The sequence below is a fragment of the Agrobacterium burrii genome (assembly GCF_017313405.1).
Taxonomy (GTDB): domain Bacteria; phylum Pseudomonadota; class Alphaproteobacteria; order Rhizobiales; family Rhizobiaceae; genus Agrobacterium; species Agrobacterium burrii.
Map to the genome: position 1 here is coordinate 212,099 of NZ_JAFLNA010000002.1, position 15,382 is coordinate 227,480.

The window sequence follows — 15,382 nt, forward strand, 5'->3', positions numbered from 1 at the left end:
TGTCAGACAGAGGCGCAGATCGACAGGAATTCGTCCACGTCGGCCTCGGTGGTCGCAAAGCTGGTGACCATGCGGATCAGCACTTCGTCCTTGCCGACCTTTTCCGGCATGTCGCGCGGCTCCAGCCAGTCATAGAATTTAGCACCCTTGGCTGTTGCGGCTTCGGCGGCGGCCTTCGGTAGAATAGCGAAAACTTCGTTGGCCTGTGTCGGCCAGGCGAGGCGGGCGCTGTTGAGCGAGCCAAAGCCGGCGCGAAGCCGGTTGGCCATGGCATTGGCGTGGCCGGCGAGACCCAGCCAGAGATCGTCCTGCAGATAAGCCTCAAACTGTGCGGCAATGAAACGCGATTTCGAAAAAAGCTGGGCGGTGCGCTTGCGCAGGAAGGAGAAGTCCCGGGCGAGAGCGGGATCGAAAAACACGATCGCTTCCGCGCACCAGCAACCGTTTTTGGTGCCGCCGAAAGACAGGACGTCGACGCCACGTTTCCAGGTCATTTCGGCAGGCGTGGTGCCGAGTGCGGCAAGCGCATTGGCAAAACGCGCGCCGTCCATATGCAGCGGCAGGCCGTTGTCTTTGGCGATTTTGGCGATGGCGTCGATTTCATCGAGCGTATAGACCGTGCCGGCCTCGGTTGCCTGCGTCATGGTGATGGCGGCGGCGCGGCCATGGTGAACGGCATCCTGCGGATAACGCGCAATGCGTTCGATCAGGTTTTCCGGCAACATCTTGCCATCTGGCCCTTCGACGGCGACCATGCGCATGCCGCTGAAGAAATCAGGTGCGCCGCATTCGTCCTCGATCACATGCGCTTCCGAATGACAGAATGTCAGGCCACCCGGGCGGGCGATGCTGGCCAGCGAAAGCGAATTGGCCGCCGTGCCGGTCGCGACGAAAAACACCGCGACGTCGCGCTCGAATATCTCGTTGAAGCGTTTTTCAATGGAGAGATCGAGTTCGCTGGTGCCGTAAGCGGCGGCAAACCGGGTGGATTCCCGCGAAAGCCGTTCGTTGACGGCCGGGTGGGCGCCAGCCCAATTGTCTGAAGCAAAAAACATCTCTTAAGGCTTTCCGATAGCTGAGGTTCTGTTTTGGGGCTGCATGAGGCGTGATTGCAAAACTTCTAGGACCTAACATCGCGATTGGCAAATCCGGTAATGAAAGCAATAGCTCGGCCTGTTTTATGACAATAAAGTTTCGCGCAATAGGTCAGTATCGAAACTTCACGGCAAATGGCGGTTCGACTAATTGGATTCGAACCCTTGCTAAATTCGCCCGTTTCTGCCAAAATCCTCATGAATTGAGACAGCTTTGCTGTCCTAAATTTGATCGAGCCGGGTTGAATGCGATTTTTGCGGGAAGCGAGAATTCGTGGTCGAGCCGGATCTTCGCATGAAACCATGCAAGTAATTTTGCAGGAGGGACACAAATGACGCACAAGCCGCAGGCAGAGATCGCCGCCGCAACCCTGACCACAGACTGTCCCACCGCGGCTGCGGCCGCACCCGTTTCTGCGAAGGGGCGTTTCGCGGGCGGCTTGCCGGAAAAGCAGGGTCTTTACGATCCGCGCAACGAGCACGATGCCTGCGGCGTCGGCTTCGTTGCGCATATGAAGGGCCAGAAGTCGCACCAGATCGTCAAGGATGGTCTGTTCATCCTCGAAAACCTGACGCATCGTGGTGCTGTCGGCGCAGACCCACTGATGGGCGATGGTGCTGGCATTCTCGTACAGATTCCCGACCGTTTCTTCCGTGAAGAAATGGCGGGCCAAGGCGTGACGCTGCCGAAGGCCGGTGAATATGCAGTCGGCCATATCTTCATGCCGCGTGATCCGTCCCGCATCGAGCACTACAAGAAAGTCATCGTCGATGTGATCGGTGAGGAGGAGCAACAGTTCCTCGGCTTCCGCGACGTGCCTGTTGATAATGACTCGCTCTCCAAGGCGCCGGATATTGCCGGAACCGAACCGCACCATGTTCAGGTCTTCATCGGCGCGGGGCGCGATGCCGCGACCAATGCCGATTTCGAGCGCAAGCTGTTCCTGATCCGCAAGGTGCTGTCCAACCGCATCTATGATGAGGGCGGTGGCAAGGAGACGCAGGATTTCTATCCCGTGTCGCTGTCCTCCTCCACCATCGTCTACAAGGGCATGTTCCTCGCCTATCAGGTGGGTGCTTATTACAAGGATCTGGCGGACCCGCGTTTCGAATCCGCCGTTGCCCTCGTGCACCAGCGTTTCTCCACCAATACCTTCCCGTCCTGGAAGCTGGCGCACCCGTACCGCATGGTTGCCCATAACGGCGAAATCAACACGCTGCGCGGCAACGTCAACTGGATGGCGGCGCGGCAGGCGTCGGTTTCGTCGGCGCTGTTCGGCGACGATATCTCCAAGCTCTGGCCGATTTCCTATGAGGGCCAGTCGGACACTGCCTGTTTCGACAACGCGCTCGAATTCCTCGTGCGCGGCGGTTATTCCATGGCCCATGCCGTGATGATGCTGATCCCGGAAGCCTGGTCGGGTAACCTGTCGATGTCGGCTGAGCGCAAGGCATTCTACGAATATCATGCAGCACTGATGGAACCGTGGGACGGCCCCGCAGCCGTCGCCTTCACCGATGGCAAGCAGATCGGCGCAACGCTCGACCGCAACGGCCTTCGCCCCGCGCGTTATCTCGTCACCGACGATGACCGCGTCATCATGGCGTCGGAAGCCGGCACCCTGCCGGTGCCGGAAGAACGTATCATCAAGAAGTGGCGTTTGCAGCCGGGCAAGATGCTGCTGATCGACATGGAAAAGGGCGCGATCATTTCCGACGAGGATGTGAAGCACGAGCTTGCCGCCAAGCACCCTTACCGCACCTGGCTCGATCGCACCCAGCTTATTCTTGAGGATCTGAAGCCCGTTGAGCCGCGTGCTCTGCGCCGCGATGTGTCGCTGCTCGACCGCCAGCAGGCCTTCGGTTACACCAGCGAAGATACCAAGCTTCTGATGTCGCCGATGGCGACGACCGGTCAGGAAGCCATCGGTTCGATGGGCACCGATACGCCGATTTCGGCGATGTCGGACAAGTCGAAGCTGCTTTACACCTATTTCAAGCAGAATTTCGCGCAGGTCACCAACCCGCCGATCGACCCGATCCGCGAAGAGCTTGTCATGAGCCTCGTGTCCTTCATCGGCCCGCGCCCGAACCTTCTTGATCACGAAGGGGCTGCCCGTGCCAAGCGTCTGGAAGTGCGCCAGCCGATCCTGACCAATGGCGATCTGGAAAAGATCCGCTCCATCGGCCACACGGAAGACCGGTTCGACACCAAGACGCTCGACTTCACCTATGATGTGGAGCGTGGCGCGGAAGGCATGCCTGACATGCTGGAGCGCCTGTGCGAGCGGGCGGAATCCGCCGTTCGCGGTGGCTACAACATCATCGTTCTGTCCGACCGCCAGCTCGGCCCCGACCGCATCGCGATCCCGGCGCTTCTGGCAACGGCGGCGGTACATCACCACCTGATCCGCAAGGGTCTTCGCACCTCGGTCGGTCTCGTCGTGGAAACCGGCGAACCGCGCGAAATCCACCACTTCTGTCTGCTCGCCGGTTATGGCGCAGAGGCGATCAACCCCTATCTCGCCTTCGACACGCTGCTTGATATGCACAAGCACGGCGCGTTCCCGAAGGAAGTGTCCGATGACGAAGTCGTCTATCGCTACATCAAGGCGGTGGGTAAGGGCATTCTCAAGGTCATGTCCAAGATGGGCATTTCCACCTACCAGTCCTATTGCGGCGCGCAGATTTTCGACGCCATCGGCCTCTCTTCGCAATTCGTCGAGCAATATTTCTTTGGCACCGCCACCTCTATCGAAGGCGTCGGCCTCACCGAAATCGCGGAGGAAACCGTAACGCGCCACACTGCGGCCTTCGGCAAGGATCCGATTCTTGCCAACACGCTCGATATCGGCGGCGAATATGCCTATCGCATGCGCGGTGAAAGCCACGCCTGGACGCCGGATGCCGTCGCCTCGCTGCAACATGCCGTGCGCGGCAACAGCCAGGATCGTTACCGTGAATTTGCCGGCATGGTGAACGAGACGGCGCTGCGGATGAACACCATTCGCGGCCTGTTCAACATCAAGTCTGCGGAAAAGCTCGGCCGCAAGCCGGTCTCCATCGATGAGGTGGAGTCGGCAGCCGATATCGTCAAGCGCTTCTCGACCGGCGCCATGTCCTTCGGCTCGATCAGCCGTGAGGCGCATACGACGCTCGCCATCGCCATGAACCAGATCGGCGGCAAGTCCAACACCGGCGAGGGCGGCGAAGAATCCGACCGTTACCTGCCGCTGCTGAATGGCAAGCCGAACCCGGAACGCTCGGCCATCAAGCAGATCGCATCCGGTCGCTTCGGTGTGACGACGGAATATCTCGTCAATGCCGACATGTTGCAGATCAAGGTGGCGCAGGGTGCCAAGCCCGGCGAAGGCGGCCAGCTGCCCGGCCACAAGGTGGATGCGACGGTTGCCAAGACCCGTCACTCCACGCCGGGCGTCGGCCTCATCTCGCCGCCGCCGCATCATGATATTTATTCCATCGAAGATCTGGCGCAGTTGATCTACGATCTGAAGAACGTCAATCCGGAAGCCGATGTTTCGGTGAAGCTGGTGTCTGAAGTCGGCGTCGGAACGGTTGCGGCGGGTGTCGCCAAGGCGCGCGCCGACCATATCACCGTTTCCGGCTTCGATGGCGGTACGGGCGCTTCGCCGCTCACCTCGCTGAAGCATGCGGGTAGCCCCTGGGAAATCGGCCTTGCCGAAACCCAGCAGACGCTGGTGCTGAACGGCCTTCGTTCACGCGTTGCACTGCAGGTGGATGGCGGTTTGAAGACCGGCCGAGACGTCATCATCGGCGCGCTGCTGGGCGCCGACGAATTCGGCTTCGCCACCGCGCCGCTGATTGCGGCCGGCTGCATCATGATGCGCAAGTGCCACCTCAACACCTGCCCTGTGGGTGTGGCGACGCAGGATCCGGTTCTGCGCAAGCGCTTCAAGGGTACGCCGGAACACGTCATCAACTATTTCTTCTTTGTGGCCGAAGAAGTGCGCGAAATCCTTGCCTCGCTGGGCGTTACCCGGTTGGACGAGATCATCGGCGCTTCCGAACTGCTCGAAAAGGATGAGATGCTGGCCCACTGGAAGGCCAAGGGGCTGGATTTCAGCCGCATCTTCCACAAGGTCGAAGCACCCAAGGAAGCAACGTTCTGGACCGAGCGCCAGAAGCACCCGATCGACGATATTCTCGACCGCAAGCTGATCGAGAAGTCGCTGCCGTCGCTGGAAAACCGCGAGCCCGTGGTTTTCGAGGTGCCGATCAAGAACGTCGACCGTTCCGCCGGCGCCATGCTGTCAGGCGCGCTTGCCAAGCGTTGGGGCCATAAGGGCCTGAAGGACGATACGATCCACGTCACCCTCAAGGGAACGGCCGGTCAGTCCTTCGGTGCGTTCCTGGCGCGCGGCATCACCTTCGATCTGGTGGGTGACGGTAACGACTATGTCGGCAAGGGTCTGTCGGGTGGCCGCATCATCGTGCGCCCGCCGGAAAACGCCCGCATCATTGCGGAAAACTCGATTATCGTCGGCAATACGGTTCTCTACGGTGCGATCACCGGCGAGTGCTATTTCCGCGGTGTCGCGGGCGAGCGCTTCGGGGTGCGTAACTCCGGTGCTGTCGCGGTTGTCGAGGGCGTGGGCGACCACGGTTGCGAATATATGACCGGCGGCATCGTGGTGGTTCTCGGTGAAACCGGCCGCAACTTCGCAGCCGGCATGTCCGGCGGCGTGGCCTATGTGCTTGACGAGAAGGGTGATTTCGCCACCCGCTGCAACATGGCGATGGTCGAGCTGGAGCCGGTTCCGGAAGAAGACGACATGCTGGAAAAGCTGCACCATCACGGCGGCGACCTCATGCACAAGGGACGTGTGGACGTTTCCGAGGACATGACACGTCACGACGAGGAGCGCCTTTACCAGCTGATCTCCAACCACTTCCACTACACGAACTCGGCGCGCGCCAAGGACATACTCGACCGCTGGAGCGAGTTCCGTCCGAAATTCCGCAAGGTTATGCCGGTGGAATACCGTCGTGCGCTGGAGGATATGGAGCGGATGAAAATGGGCGTTGCGGCGGAATAATCAGCCGCGTGAGGACAATACACCAACTGGTCTCGCTGATGATCGCGGTCGCCGTTCCCACGGCGATCTATTGGACAAGCGGCGAGACCGGATTTGAATTCATCGTGCTGGGGGCGGCTTTCGGTTTCGCTTACTGGTACTGGGGCCCGACAGGCGCTCCGCTTTGATGTGAGGACATAAACGTGGGCAAGGTAACAGGTTTTCTGGAAATCGACCGGCAGGTGGGCAAGTATCAGCCCGCATCGGATCGTATCCGCCATTTCCGCGAATTCACCATTCCGATGTCGGATGCCGAAGTGCAGAAGCAGTCGGCGCGCTGCATGGATTGCGGCATTCCCTATTGTCACGGCCCGACCGGCTGTCCCGTGCACAACCAGATCCCCGACTGGAACGATCTGGTCTATAACAACAATTGGGAAGAGGCGATCCGCAACCTGCACTCGACCAACAACTTCCCGGAGTTCACCGGCCGCGTCTGTCCCGCCCCTTGCGAGGAGGCGTGCACGCTGAACCTCGAGGACGCGCCGGTCGCCATCAAGACCGTCGAGCAAGCAATTGCCGACAAGGCCTATGAACTGGGCTTCATCGTGCCGAAGCCGGCGACGATCCACACCGGCAAAAAAGTCGCCATCATCGGCTCCGGCCCGTCAGGCATGGCGGCGGCTCAGCAGCTTGGCCGCGCCGGCCACGAGGTTCACGTCTATGAGCGTGAATCGAAGGCTGGCGGCCTGCTGCGTTACGGCATTCCGGATTTCAAGATGGAGAAGAACTTCATCGATCGCCGTGTCGAACAGATCAAGGGCGAAGGCGTCACCTTCCATTGCGGCGTTAATGTCGGCGTCGATGTAACGGTCGAAGCGCTTCTGGCCGACCACGATGCTGTTCTTTATTGCGGTGGTTCGGAAACCCCGCGCCCGGCCGGCATAGGCGGCGCGGACCTGCAGGGTGTGCATGATGCCATGCCTTATCTCGTACAGCAGAACCGTCGCGTTGGCCGTGAAAACATCGATAGCATTGGCTGGCCGGCCGATCCGATCCTCGCAGGCGGCAAGCATATCGTGGTCGTCGGCGGTGGTGATACCGCGTCCGACTGTGTCGGCACGGCCTTCCGCCAGGGTGCCGTGAAAGTCACGCAACTCGACATCCGCCCGATGCCGCCCGAAAAGGAAGACAAGCTTGCTGTCTGGCCCTTCTGGGCAACCAAGATGCGCACCTCTTCCTCTCAGGCGGAAGGCGCTATCCGCGAATTCCAGGTCGCCACACTCGAATTCGTAGGTGAAGACGGCGTCTTGACCGGTGTGAAATGCTGTCAGGTTGATGATCGGCGCAAGCCGATTGCCGGTACGGAATTCATCATCAAGGCTGATCTCGCTTTCATCGCCATCGGCTTTTCCGGTCCTTTCACCGATAGCGTGCTGAAGGAAATGAACGGCAAGCTGGCGCTCAACACCGACCGTCGCGGTTCCACAAATGTGATCGCCGACGAGACGGACTACCGGACCTCCGTCGATAAGCTGTGGGCGGCGGGCGACGTTCGCCGCGGCCAGTCGCTGGTGGTCTGGGCGATCCGCGAAGGTCGTCAGGCAGCGCGTGCGATCGACGAAGCTTTGATGGGCGCAACCCTGTTGCCACGCTGAGCGGATTGATGCGGCGCAAGCCGCACGAAGCAAAACAAAAGGCCTGTTGTGAGAGACACAACAGGCCTTTCGTTTGACTGGACGACCAAAAATGCGATTGGGGCGTCGCATTCATGGGGACAGGCAAAATATCGCGCCTGTGAATTGCATCGGCATTACGAGTTTCCCGAAAGCAGTTTTTTCGCAAAAAATGGCATGTGTCAGCAATAGGGCAGGCTGATACGGAAGCAGGCCCCCCCGGTAGATGAATCACTGATGTTGATCTCCCCGCCATGGTAGCGGATGATTTCCTGAACGAGGTTGAGACCGAGCCCGGTGCCACGATCTTGCGGCCTCAGGCGATGGAACGCATCGAACACCAGTTCCCTGTCCTCTTCGGGAATCCCGCTGCCTTCGTCGCATATGTCGATAACGCGGTTGGCGGCGACCTTAATGGTGATCGTTCCGCGATTGCCGCCATGTTCGATGGCATTTTGCACGATATTCATAAGCGCGCGTTGAAGTGAGGCGTCTTCGGCCAAAGCGAGGATCGGTTCTTCTTCCGGTTCGAAGGAAAGCTCATAGCCTTGCGAGATGGCAAGCGGCGCCATATCCGCCACAACCGATCTGCACAGGCTGACGAGATCAAGCGGAATAAGCGGCGCTTTCTGTCCGCCGAGACGCTGCAGATCGAGCAGTTGTTCGGCCAGCACGGCGATGCGGCTGGCATCGGCCAATATCCTGTTTCGAGATGGGCCATCCAGCAGCGTTTCGACGCGAGTCTGGAGAATGGCGACGGGGGTGCGCAATTCATGGGCGGCGTCGAGAATGAAGCGCTTGTGCCGCTCGTAACCATCGTCCAGCCGTTTCAGCGCGCCGTTGACGGCGTGCACCAGTGGCTGCACCTCGCGTGGAATATCGCCATCCGGCAATCGATATCCGCGTTTGTCGATGTCGATGGTCTCCGCTGCCCGCGCAATGGAGGAAAGGGCGAGAAATTCCCTGCGGATGATCCAGGGAATGGTCACGATCGTCACGAGGGACATGATGAAGAGGATCGGCATGATCAATATGTTGGAGAACAGCAGCACGGGGAATGTCATGCTGAATGGCCCACCTTTGCCGATCATGGCGAATTCGCCCAACGGCCCGGAAACGCGGCGGACGACGGCGATACGCACGACAGCGAGATAGGAATAGGACAGCGCCGCCTCGCGTATATCGGAGAGCTTGATATCGCTGAGTTGCTGATCCATGTTGCTGAATGCTTCGGGCACCTGCCCGCCCTGCACAATCTCCCCTGTTTCACTGACGGCGACGAACCAGAAATCGGGTGTGTTGCTGCGTAACTCGACAAACTCACTCGTTTCTTTCAGGGCCAACCGGCCGCTCTTGTCCCGCACCAGCGCATTGGCGGTAATCTGGGCTGCCTGCGGGCTGAGCAATGCGCTGCCTCCACCGCCGGTCGACAGATAGGCGACGAAGCCGGCGCTGACGATGAAAAGGCTGCCGATCTGGAACAGCAGCAATTGAATCGTCAGGCGGCGCTTGAGCGATTTCCTTTTGGCCGGCTTCATGATGTCGCCCTCAGAAGATAGCCGACGCCGCGAATACCATGGACCTCGACGCCGGCATCGGTGGCCAGCAATTTGCGGCGCAAACGGGAAATATGGGAATCGAGGGCGTTGGACTGGATTTCATCGTCGAAATTATAGACGGCTTCCTCCAGCAGCGAACGCAGCACCGTTCGGCCCTGTCGCCGCAACAGGGCCTCGAGGATGAGCAGTTCCCGTCTGGTCAGGGCAAGAAATTCGCCCGCAATGCGTACTTCACGGGTCTCGAAGCAAAATTCCAGCTTGCCCAGCTTCGCCGTCATCGTCACTGCGCTGGCGGGTCGTCGCATCAGGGCGCGGATGCGGGCGAGAAGCTCTTCGACGGCGAAGGGCTTTGCAAGATAATCATCGGCACCGAGGTTCAGGCCCTTCACCCGATCTGCAAGTGTGCCTTGCGCCGTCAAGACGATCACCGGCGGGGTAACGGGCAAGAGGCGCAGATCCTCTATAAGCTGGATGCCGTCGCCATCGGGCAATTGCCGGTCAAGCACGACAAGATCATGGACACCATCCATGATGGCATGTCGGGCAAGATCGAGCGTGCCGACATTATCCACGATGATATCAAACCGGTGGAGCGCGGCGGACAGGGCTGCTGCCATTTCGCGTTCGTCTTCAACAAGCAGCAGGCGCATGAATTGGTCTCGGCAAAATCCTGGCGCGGCTCCCGCGGGCCGTGCATGACTGGTAACGAAGAAATATCGCCATACAAAAATGCGGTTACAGGCCGCATCCGTGCAGAACTTCAGTTATCTTGCCATTTTCGCATTGCCTAAACATTACGCCCGTCCGCGTGTGTCGGTGCAGAAGCGCCTATTGCCGGGCTTGTGCGGTATCCGGGAGGACGCGATAGTCATCGATGCGGCCCGCAGGCGCATCGGCCATTTCGCCACGCTTGGTCAGTCGTTCACGTGGGGACTCCACCACCGATACGCGTGTCGGCCCGGCCGTCAAAGGGGTATCGCCCAGCAGCTTGTCGCCGCCATCGAGATTGGGATCGGTGAGGCTGATCGGCTGCGTGCGGACCTGCCCCGCATCAATGCCGAGCGCCGGCAGCGAGGTGAGTGCAGGCAGATTGCTGCCGTCCAGTTTCACGAGATCGGGACCGGCACTGTCGAGGTGCCTGCGCACGAATTTTTCGACGTAAAAGGCGAGCTTGCGTTTGCCGGCCTGCGTCATGCCGACACCATCGGCCTCGCGAAGGCGGGCCTGCTGGCCGTTCATGTCGTAACCGGTGATAACGAATTTTCCGCCTTCATCGACGAAACCGTCCCACACATCGACGAATTCGCCGCCATATTTTTCGATATGGCTGCGATAAAGCCGGTTGAAACCGACGAGATCGGCCGTGAGCGATGGTGACTGGAACGCGGGCAAACCGACCCAGAGCAGCGGCACTTTCGGGCGTCCGGCAAGGGTCAGAAGCTCATCAATCCGTCGTTCATATTCCTTGAACCAGACATCAGTACCGAATTTTTCCCTGATATCGCCGATCTGCATTTGCTGGCGATCGTTCGAGCCCATCATGATGACGATGGTGGCCGGATTGGTCTCGCTTATGAATTGCGGTAGATTGGAAAACCAGTCGTAATAATCGGTTCGGACAAGACCGGAAGAACCGTTTGCCCGCACATCGACGGCGATTGCTGGCGAACTGGCAAAGGCATTGACCAGCTCTTCCCCCATGCCGCCGGCCAGAAAATCGCCGATGACCAGAACGCGCCTTGCATTTTCAAGCTTGGCGGCCGGCTCCGGTTTTGCGGTTCGCATCTGAACCACCGAAGGTGCTTTTCGGGCGGGTTGCGGACGTGTAATTGATCTTTCGCGTGGGGCGGAGGGGAAATCCCGCCGGTTGCGGGGCTGATAATCACGCCCGGATCCGCCATCGCGGCCAACCGGTCTGCCGAACAGCATTTCGAACAGGGTGCGCCGCTGTTCCTGGGCAAAGGTCTGGGATGGAACGAGTGGCACGCAAAGGGCAGCAGAAAGAATGACGGCGCAGATGCGCCATCCGGTCTTTCCGCTATTCACCGCTTGTTTCCTGTTCATAACATCGACCTTTCCGGATGCTTCGGCGGTGGTGACCCCCGCCGAATTCGCCGGCATATTATCAATTGCGCAGGGCTCTCAGCAATCTCTGCGACGGCTGGCCGTCATTTTCCATGCCCATGCGCGACTGGATGGCGCTAATGGCGGCTTTCGAACCGGAGCCGAAATTACCATCGACCTCGCCATCGTAGTAGCCCAGTTCCTTCATGCGGGTCTGGAGTTCGAATTTTTCACGAATATCCAGCGTACCGTCCGGACGCGGCCATTTCTGCTGCATGCCGCCATAACCGGCGATTTCATCCGCAAGCAGGCCAACGGCCAGCGCATAGCTGTCCGATGCGTTGTATTTCTTGATGGTGAAGAAGTTTTTCATCATCAGGAAACCGGGTCCGTTCGCGCCACCCTGCAGTTTCAGCATGGCGCGATCGGAACCGCGCGTGAAATTCTTGCCGTTCGGGCGGGCAAAGCCGAGCTTTGTCCATTCCGAAATTGTCTTCGTCTGGCCTTCGTAACGCGCGCCGCCACGCGGAACGGCGGTTTCGTAACCCCAGGTCCGGCCGGGCTCCCAGCCGTTTTTGGCAAGAAGATTGGCGGCCGTTGCCAGCGCGTCGGGAACCGAGTGCCAGATATCGCGCTTGCCATTGCCGTCGGCATCCACTGCATAAGCCAGGTAGCTCGTCGGAATGAACTGGGTGTGACCCATCGCGCCAGCCCATGAACCCGTCAACTGCTTCGGCGTCACATCGCCCGACTGAAGAATTTTCAGCGCGGCGATCAACTGCGTGCGCGCGAATTTACCGCGCTTGGGATCGGAATAGGCAAGCGTCGCCAGTGCCTGCGGAATATTGTGCAGCCGCTCCGGCTTTTCGAGAACCGCGCCGTAATTCGATTCCATCGACCAGATGGCGAGAATGATGTGTTTGTCGACGTTGAAGTTGCGCTCGATCCAGTTCAGGGTCGTCGCGTGCTTCATCTTCATCTCGCGGCCGATCCGCACCGTATAGGGGTTAACGCGGGAATCGAGATAATCCCATACCTGGGTGGTGAATTCCGGCTGAAAGGTTGCCTTGCGCAGCGCATCCGGGTCCGGTTCGCTGACGCCGGCGAAGGCTTTCTGATAGGTCGCCTTGCTGATGCCTTCTTTCGCGGCTGTTGCGTAGAACTGGTTGATCCACTGTCTGAACCCGGCATCGGCATGAGCCGAGACCGGTGCTAGCGAAATCACCAGGCCTGCAACCATCATGCAGCCGAATTTGCGGACATCTGAAAGGATCATCTTTGTCATCATCAGTCTTTCGTTCTCTCGAATGTCATTTCGATTGCGAAAACGCATCGGGCGTCGTCATGGATAACAAAAGAACGTCAACAAATTCTTTACCATTAATAGATGGTAGCGTCACCCTTTACAAAACGTTGTTATTTTTGAAATAACAACAGCGTGCGGGGATTGTGATCAAGTTTTATCTCTCAGGAGGGATATGTGGTAGAACAGAAAAAAATTCGGAAGGCCGTATTTCCGGTCGCAGGTCTCGGTACCCGTTTCCTGCCCGCAACCAAGGCGGTTCCGAAAGAAATGCTCACTGTCGTTGACAAGCCAGTCATTCAATATGTCGTCGATGAGGCGGCAGAAGCGGGCATCGAGCATTTTGTATTTGTCACCGGCCGCGGCAAGGCGGTGATCGAAGATTATTTTGATATTCAATTTGAACTCGAACAGATGCTGCGTGAGCGCAACAAGAATGCCGAGCTGACATTGCTGGCCGGCCTTCTGCCCAAAGCCGGCACGGCAAGTTTCACGCGCCAGCAGGTGCCGCTCGGTCTTGGCCACGCGGTCTGGTGCGCCCGTGACATCGTCGGCGACGAGCCTTTCGCCGTGCTGTTGCCCGACATGATCATGCATTCGCAGAAAAGCTGCCTGAAAGGTATGGTCGAACTTTATGACCAGACTGCCGGCAACGTGATCGCGGTGCAGGAATGCGCTCCCGACCAGACCCACAAATACGGCATTGTCGGCGTGGGCGATGCCGTGGGCGAGGGCTTCAAGATCACGGAAATGGTCGAAAAGCCTGCCAAGGGTACGGCACCGTCGAATTTCTACATCAACGGCCGTTACATCCTGCAGCCGGAGATTTTCGATATCCTCGAAAATCAGGAGCGTGGTGCCGGCAATGAAATCCAGCTGACGGACGGCATGCTGACGCTTGCCCAGTCGCAAGAATTCGCCGGCTATCATTTCCGTGGCCAGACCTTCGATTGCGGCGCCAAGGATGGTTTCATTCTGGCCAACGTCGCCTTCGCTCTTGAACGCGCCGATATTCGTCCGGCGATCGAAGAGCCGATCAAGGCCCTGATCGACGGGCTGAAGTAATCGACCAGAACATCCTGAAATCCCGGCCTTTGCGCCGGGATTTTTGTTTGATAATTATCGTTTCAGGACAAGGCCCGCGCCGATGCGCAATTCGCTGCTGTCATAAACCGGTGTCCACTGGTAGCTGACGTCCGCGGTCAGGTCGAGATAGCGGTTCAGCCCCCACGTCAGGCCGGCACCTGCCGTATATTCCACGGCATTCTCGATGTCGGAGGAGGGGAATGTGCGGTGCACGATCTGCCCCGTCAAACGCGCGACCAGATTGTTGCGCAATTCATGGGTAAGCCCGGCATCCAGCCGATAGGAAATCCAGCCGCCCTGCGGACCGCCGGCAAAATCCTCAATCGTCGTGCGCAGACCGAGATTGACATTGGTGCCGCGCTGCGGCGACCAGTTGAGTTCGCCGTCCAGCGTCAAAGCGCCGATGGCGGCGAGACGGTCGTCATCATATTGTTTGCGCAGATAACCGATGGCGGCCTCGCCACGAGTCTTTTCGCCGAGATCGACCTCGGCTCCGATCTTCGCGCCATAGGAATTGGAGGAGCGGGTGTAACCGGAATTGTCCAGCCGACTGTCATATTTGGTCTTTCCCGCGTTCAGTTCCAGGAACGGGATGAGCGCCGGCGACAATTCGTAACCAATGCGCCCGCGCAGGTTCGCGCCGTTCTGGTCGCGGTCGCTGAGGCTGATGGGCCTGCCATCGAGGCCTTTCGCATCCGTATAGACCGTTCGGGAGAGATCGAGCGCCGCAAGCCCACGCAGCTTGCCGAAGTCCCGCTCTATCGAAGCGCCGGTCGTGAAACGGTGTTCACCGCCCTGCACGGCAGCGCCGGTCAGAGCATTGGGGTCTGTCGTGTCTTCGCGGCTGAACTCGTAACCGGCCTTGAGATTGGCCTTCGTCTCTTCGCCGAGATCGAGGCGCAGATCGGCCTCTATCCGCGCCCGGGGCTCTTCGCCATCCTTGTCGCCACCAAAATTTCTCTCCCAGGCGCCGTCGCCCGTCACGGTCAGCGCGTGGCGGGACCAGTCGCTGGTAAGCGTGCCGCGTATGCCTGTTGTCAGATAGTTGCGTCTGGAGGGACCGCCGGTGTTCGTCTGTTTTTCCGTGTTGATGGTCTGGCTGATCGAAGGACGCAGCAGGAATGTGCCGAGCCGGATGCCGGGGGTCTGGCCAGGCTCAGTCGCTATCTGCGGATTTTCACCGCCATCCACCGTCGGCTCATAGGGGTTTTCAGCCTCGGCATAGGGTTGGCCGGCGTCGTCCTGCTGTTCGTAAATCGGGTCGCCGGGATTGTTCGAGGGGCGCCAGATCTGTTGTGGCGCAGGCGTGGCCGCAGGTGCAGCCTGTCCCGCATCGGTCTTTGCTCCAACGCCCGTCGCCGCGGTGGCCGAAGTTGTTCCGTCACCGGCCGGAGTAGCGCCGGGCAATAAGGGTGTGGCTGTGACGGCAGTCTGGGCGAAAAGGCTTGCCGTGGTGGAGCAAAGAAGCGTGCAGGCAAGCAACAGGGTTGCTGCTTTCCGCGACGTCTGCAGACGTGTGGCGGCGCCCTTCACATTCATTCCT

At 59.3% G+C, this 15,382-nt stretch carries 10 protein-coding genes; 4 read left to right on the forward strand and 6 right to left on the reverse strand.

The genetic code is table 11. The features are described from left to right. Window positions 1-2 precede the first annotated feature (2 nt). Window positions 3-1,055 (reverse strand): threonine aldolase family protein, encoded by a 1,053-nt coding sequence (locus tag JZX89_RS04495; RefSeq protein ID WP_207133234.1) that lies wholly within the window; start codon window positions 1,053-1,055, stop codon window positions 3-5. A 371-nt stretch (window positions 1,056-1,426) separates the two neighbouring features. On the opposite strand from JZX89_RS04495, the gene gltB reads away from it, so the two are divergent. Genes gltB through JZX89_RS04510 form a run of 3 tightly spaced genes read left to right on the forward strand, consistent with a single transcriptional unit; the run spans window position 1,427 to window position 7,809 of the window. Beyond that, complete coding sequence (gene gltB, locus JZX89_RS04500) at window positions 1,427-6,172, forward strand: glutamate synthase large subunit (RefSeq protein ID WP_174373887.1); 4,746 nt, start codon at window positions 1,427-1,429, stop codon at window positions 6,170-6,172. A gap of 8 nt (window positions 6,173-6,180) precedes the next feature. Next, entirely contained in the window at window positions 6,181-6,339 is a 159-nt protein-coding gene (locus tag JZX89_RS04505) for a hypothetical protein (protein ID WP_207133565.1), read from the forward strand. Window positions 6,340-6,354: 15 nt separating this feature from the next. Then, window positions 6,355-7,809, forward strand: a complete 1,455-nt coding sequence (locus JZX89_RS04510) for a glutamate synthase subunit beta (protein WP_149899549.1) — start codon at window positions 6,355-6,357, stop codon at window positions 7,807-7,809. 200 nt (window positions 7,810-8,009) lie between these two features. Here the strand turns inward: JZX89_RS04510 and JZX89_RS04515 are convergent, their stop codons facing one another. The 4 genes from JZX89_RS04515 to JZX89_RS04530 form a co-directional block, all read right to left on the reverse strand. Beyond that, the gene (locus tag JZX89_RS04515; RefSeq protein WP_207133235.1) at window positions 8,010-9,365 is read right to left on the reverse strand and encodes a sensor histidine kinase; all 1,356 of its coding nucleotides are present in this window, start codon (window positions 9,363-9,365) and stop codon (window positions 8,010-8,012) included. Continuing rightward, window positions 9,362-10,036, reverse strand: a complete 675-nt coding sequence (locus JZX89_RS04520; protein WP_149899547.1) for a response regulator transcription factor — start codon at window positions 10,034-10,036, stop codon at window positions 9,362-9,364. Before JZX89_RS04520 ends, JZX89_RS04515 begins: the two co-directional genes overlap by 4 nt. 178 nt (window positions 10,037-10,214) lie before the next feature. Further along, window positions 10,215-11,450: an SGNH/GDSL hydrolase family protein gene (locus tag JZX89_RS04525; RefSeq protein ID WP_207133236.1), complete on the reverse strand. Its 1,236-nt coding sequence runs from the start codon at window positions 11,448-11,450 to the stop codon at window positions 10,215-10,217. A gap of 61 nt (window positions 11,451-11,511) precedes the next feature. After that, the gene (locus tag JZX89_RS04530; protein WP_153514809.1) at window positions 11,512-12,735 is read right to left on the reverse strand and encodes a lytic murein transglycosylase; all 1,224 of its coding nucleotides are present in this window, start codon (window positions 12,733-12,735) and stop codon (window positions 11,512-11,514) included. 195 nt (window positions 12,736-12,930) lie between these two features. On the opposite strand from JZX89_RS04530, the gene galU reads away from it, so the two are divergent. Beyond that, the gene (gene galU / locus JZX89_RS04535) at window positions 12,931-13,818 is read left to right on the forward strand and encodes a UTP--glucose-1-phosphate uridylyltransferase GalU (RefSeq protein ID WP_149899544.1); all 888 of its coding nucleotides are present in this window, start codon (window positions 12,931-12,933) and stop codon (window positions 13,816-13,818) included. 54 nt (window positions 13,819-13,872) lie between these two features. On the opposite strand, the gene uppP is transcribed toward galU, so the two are convergent. Beyond that, window positions 13,873-15,378, reverse strand: coding sequence for a polysaccharide biosynthesis protein UppP (gene uppP, locus JZX89_RS04540; RefSeq protein WP_207133237.1), 1,506 nt, complete (start codon window positions 15,376-15,378; stop codon window positions 13,873-13,875). Window positions 15,379-15,382: the final 4 nt, after the last annotated feature.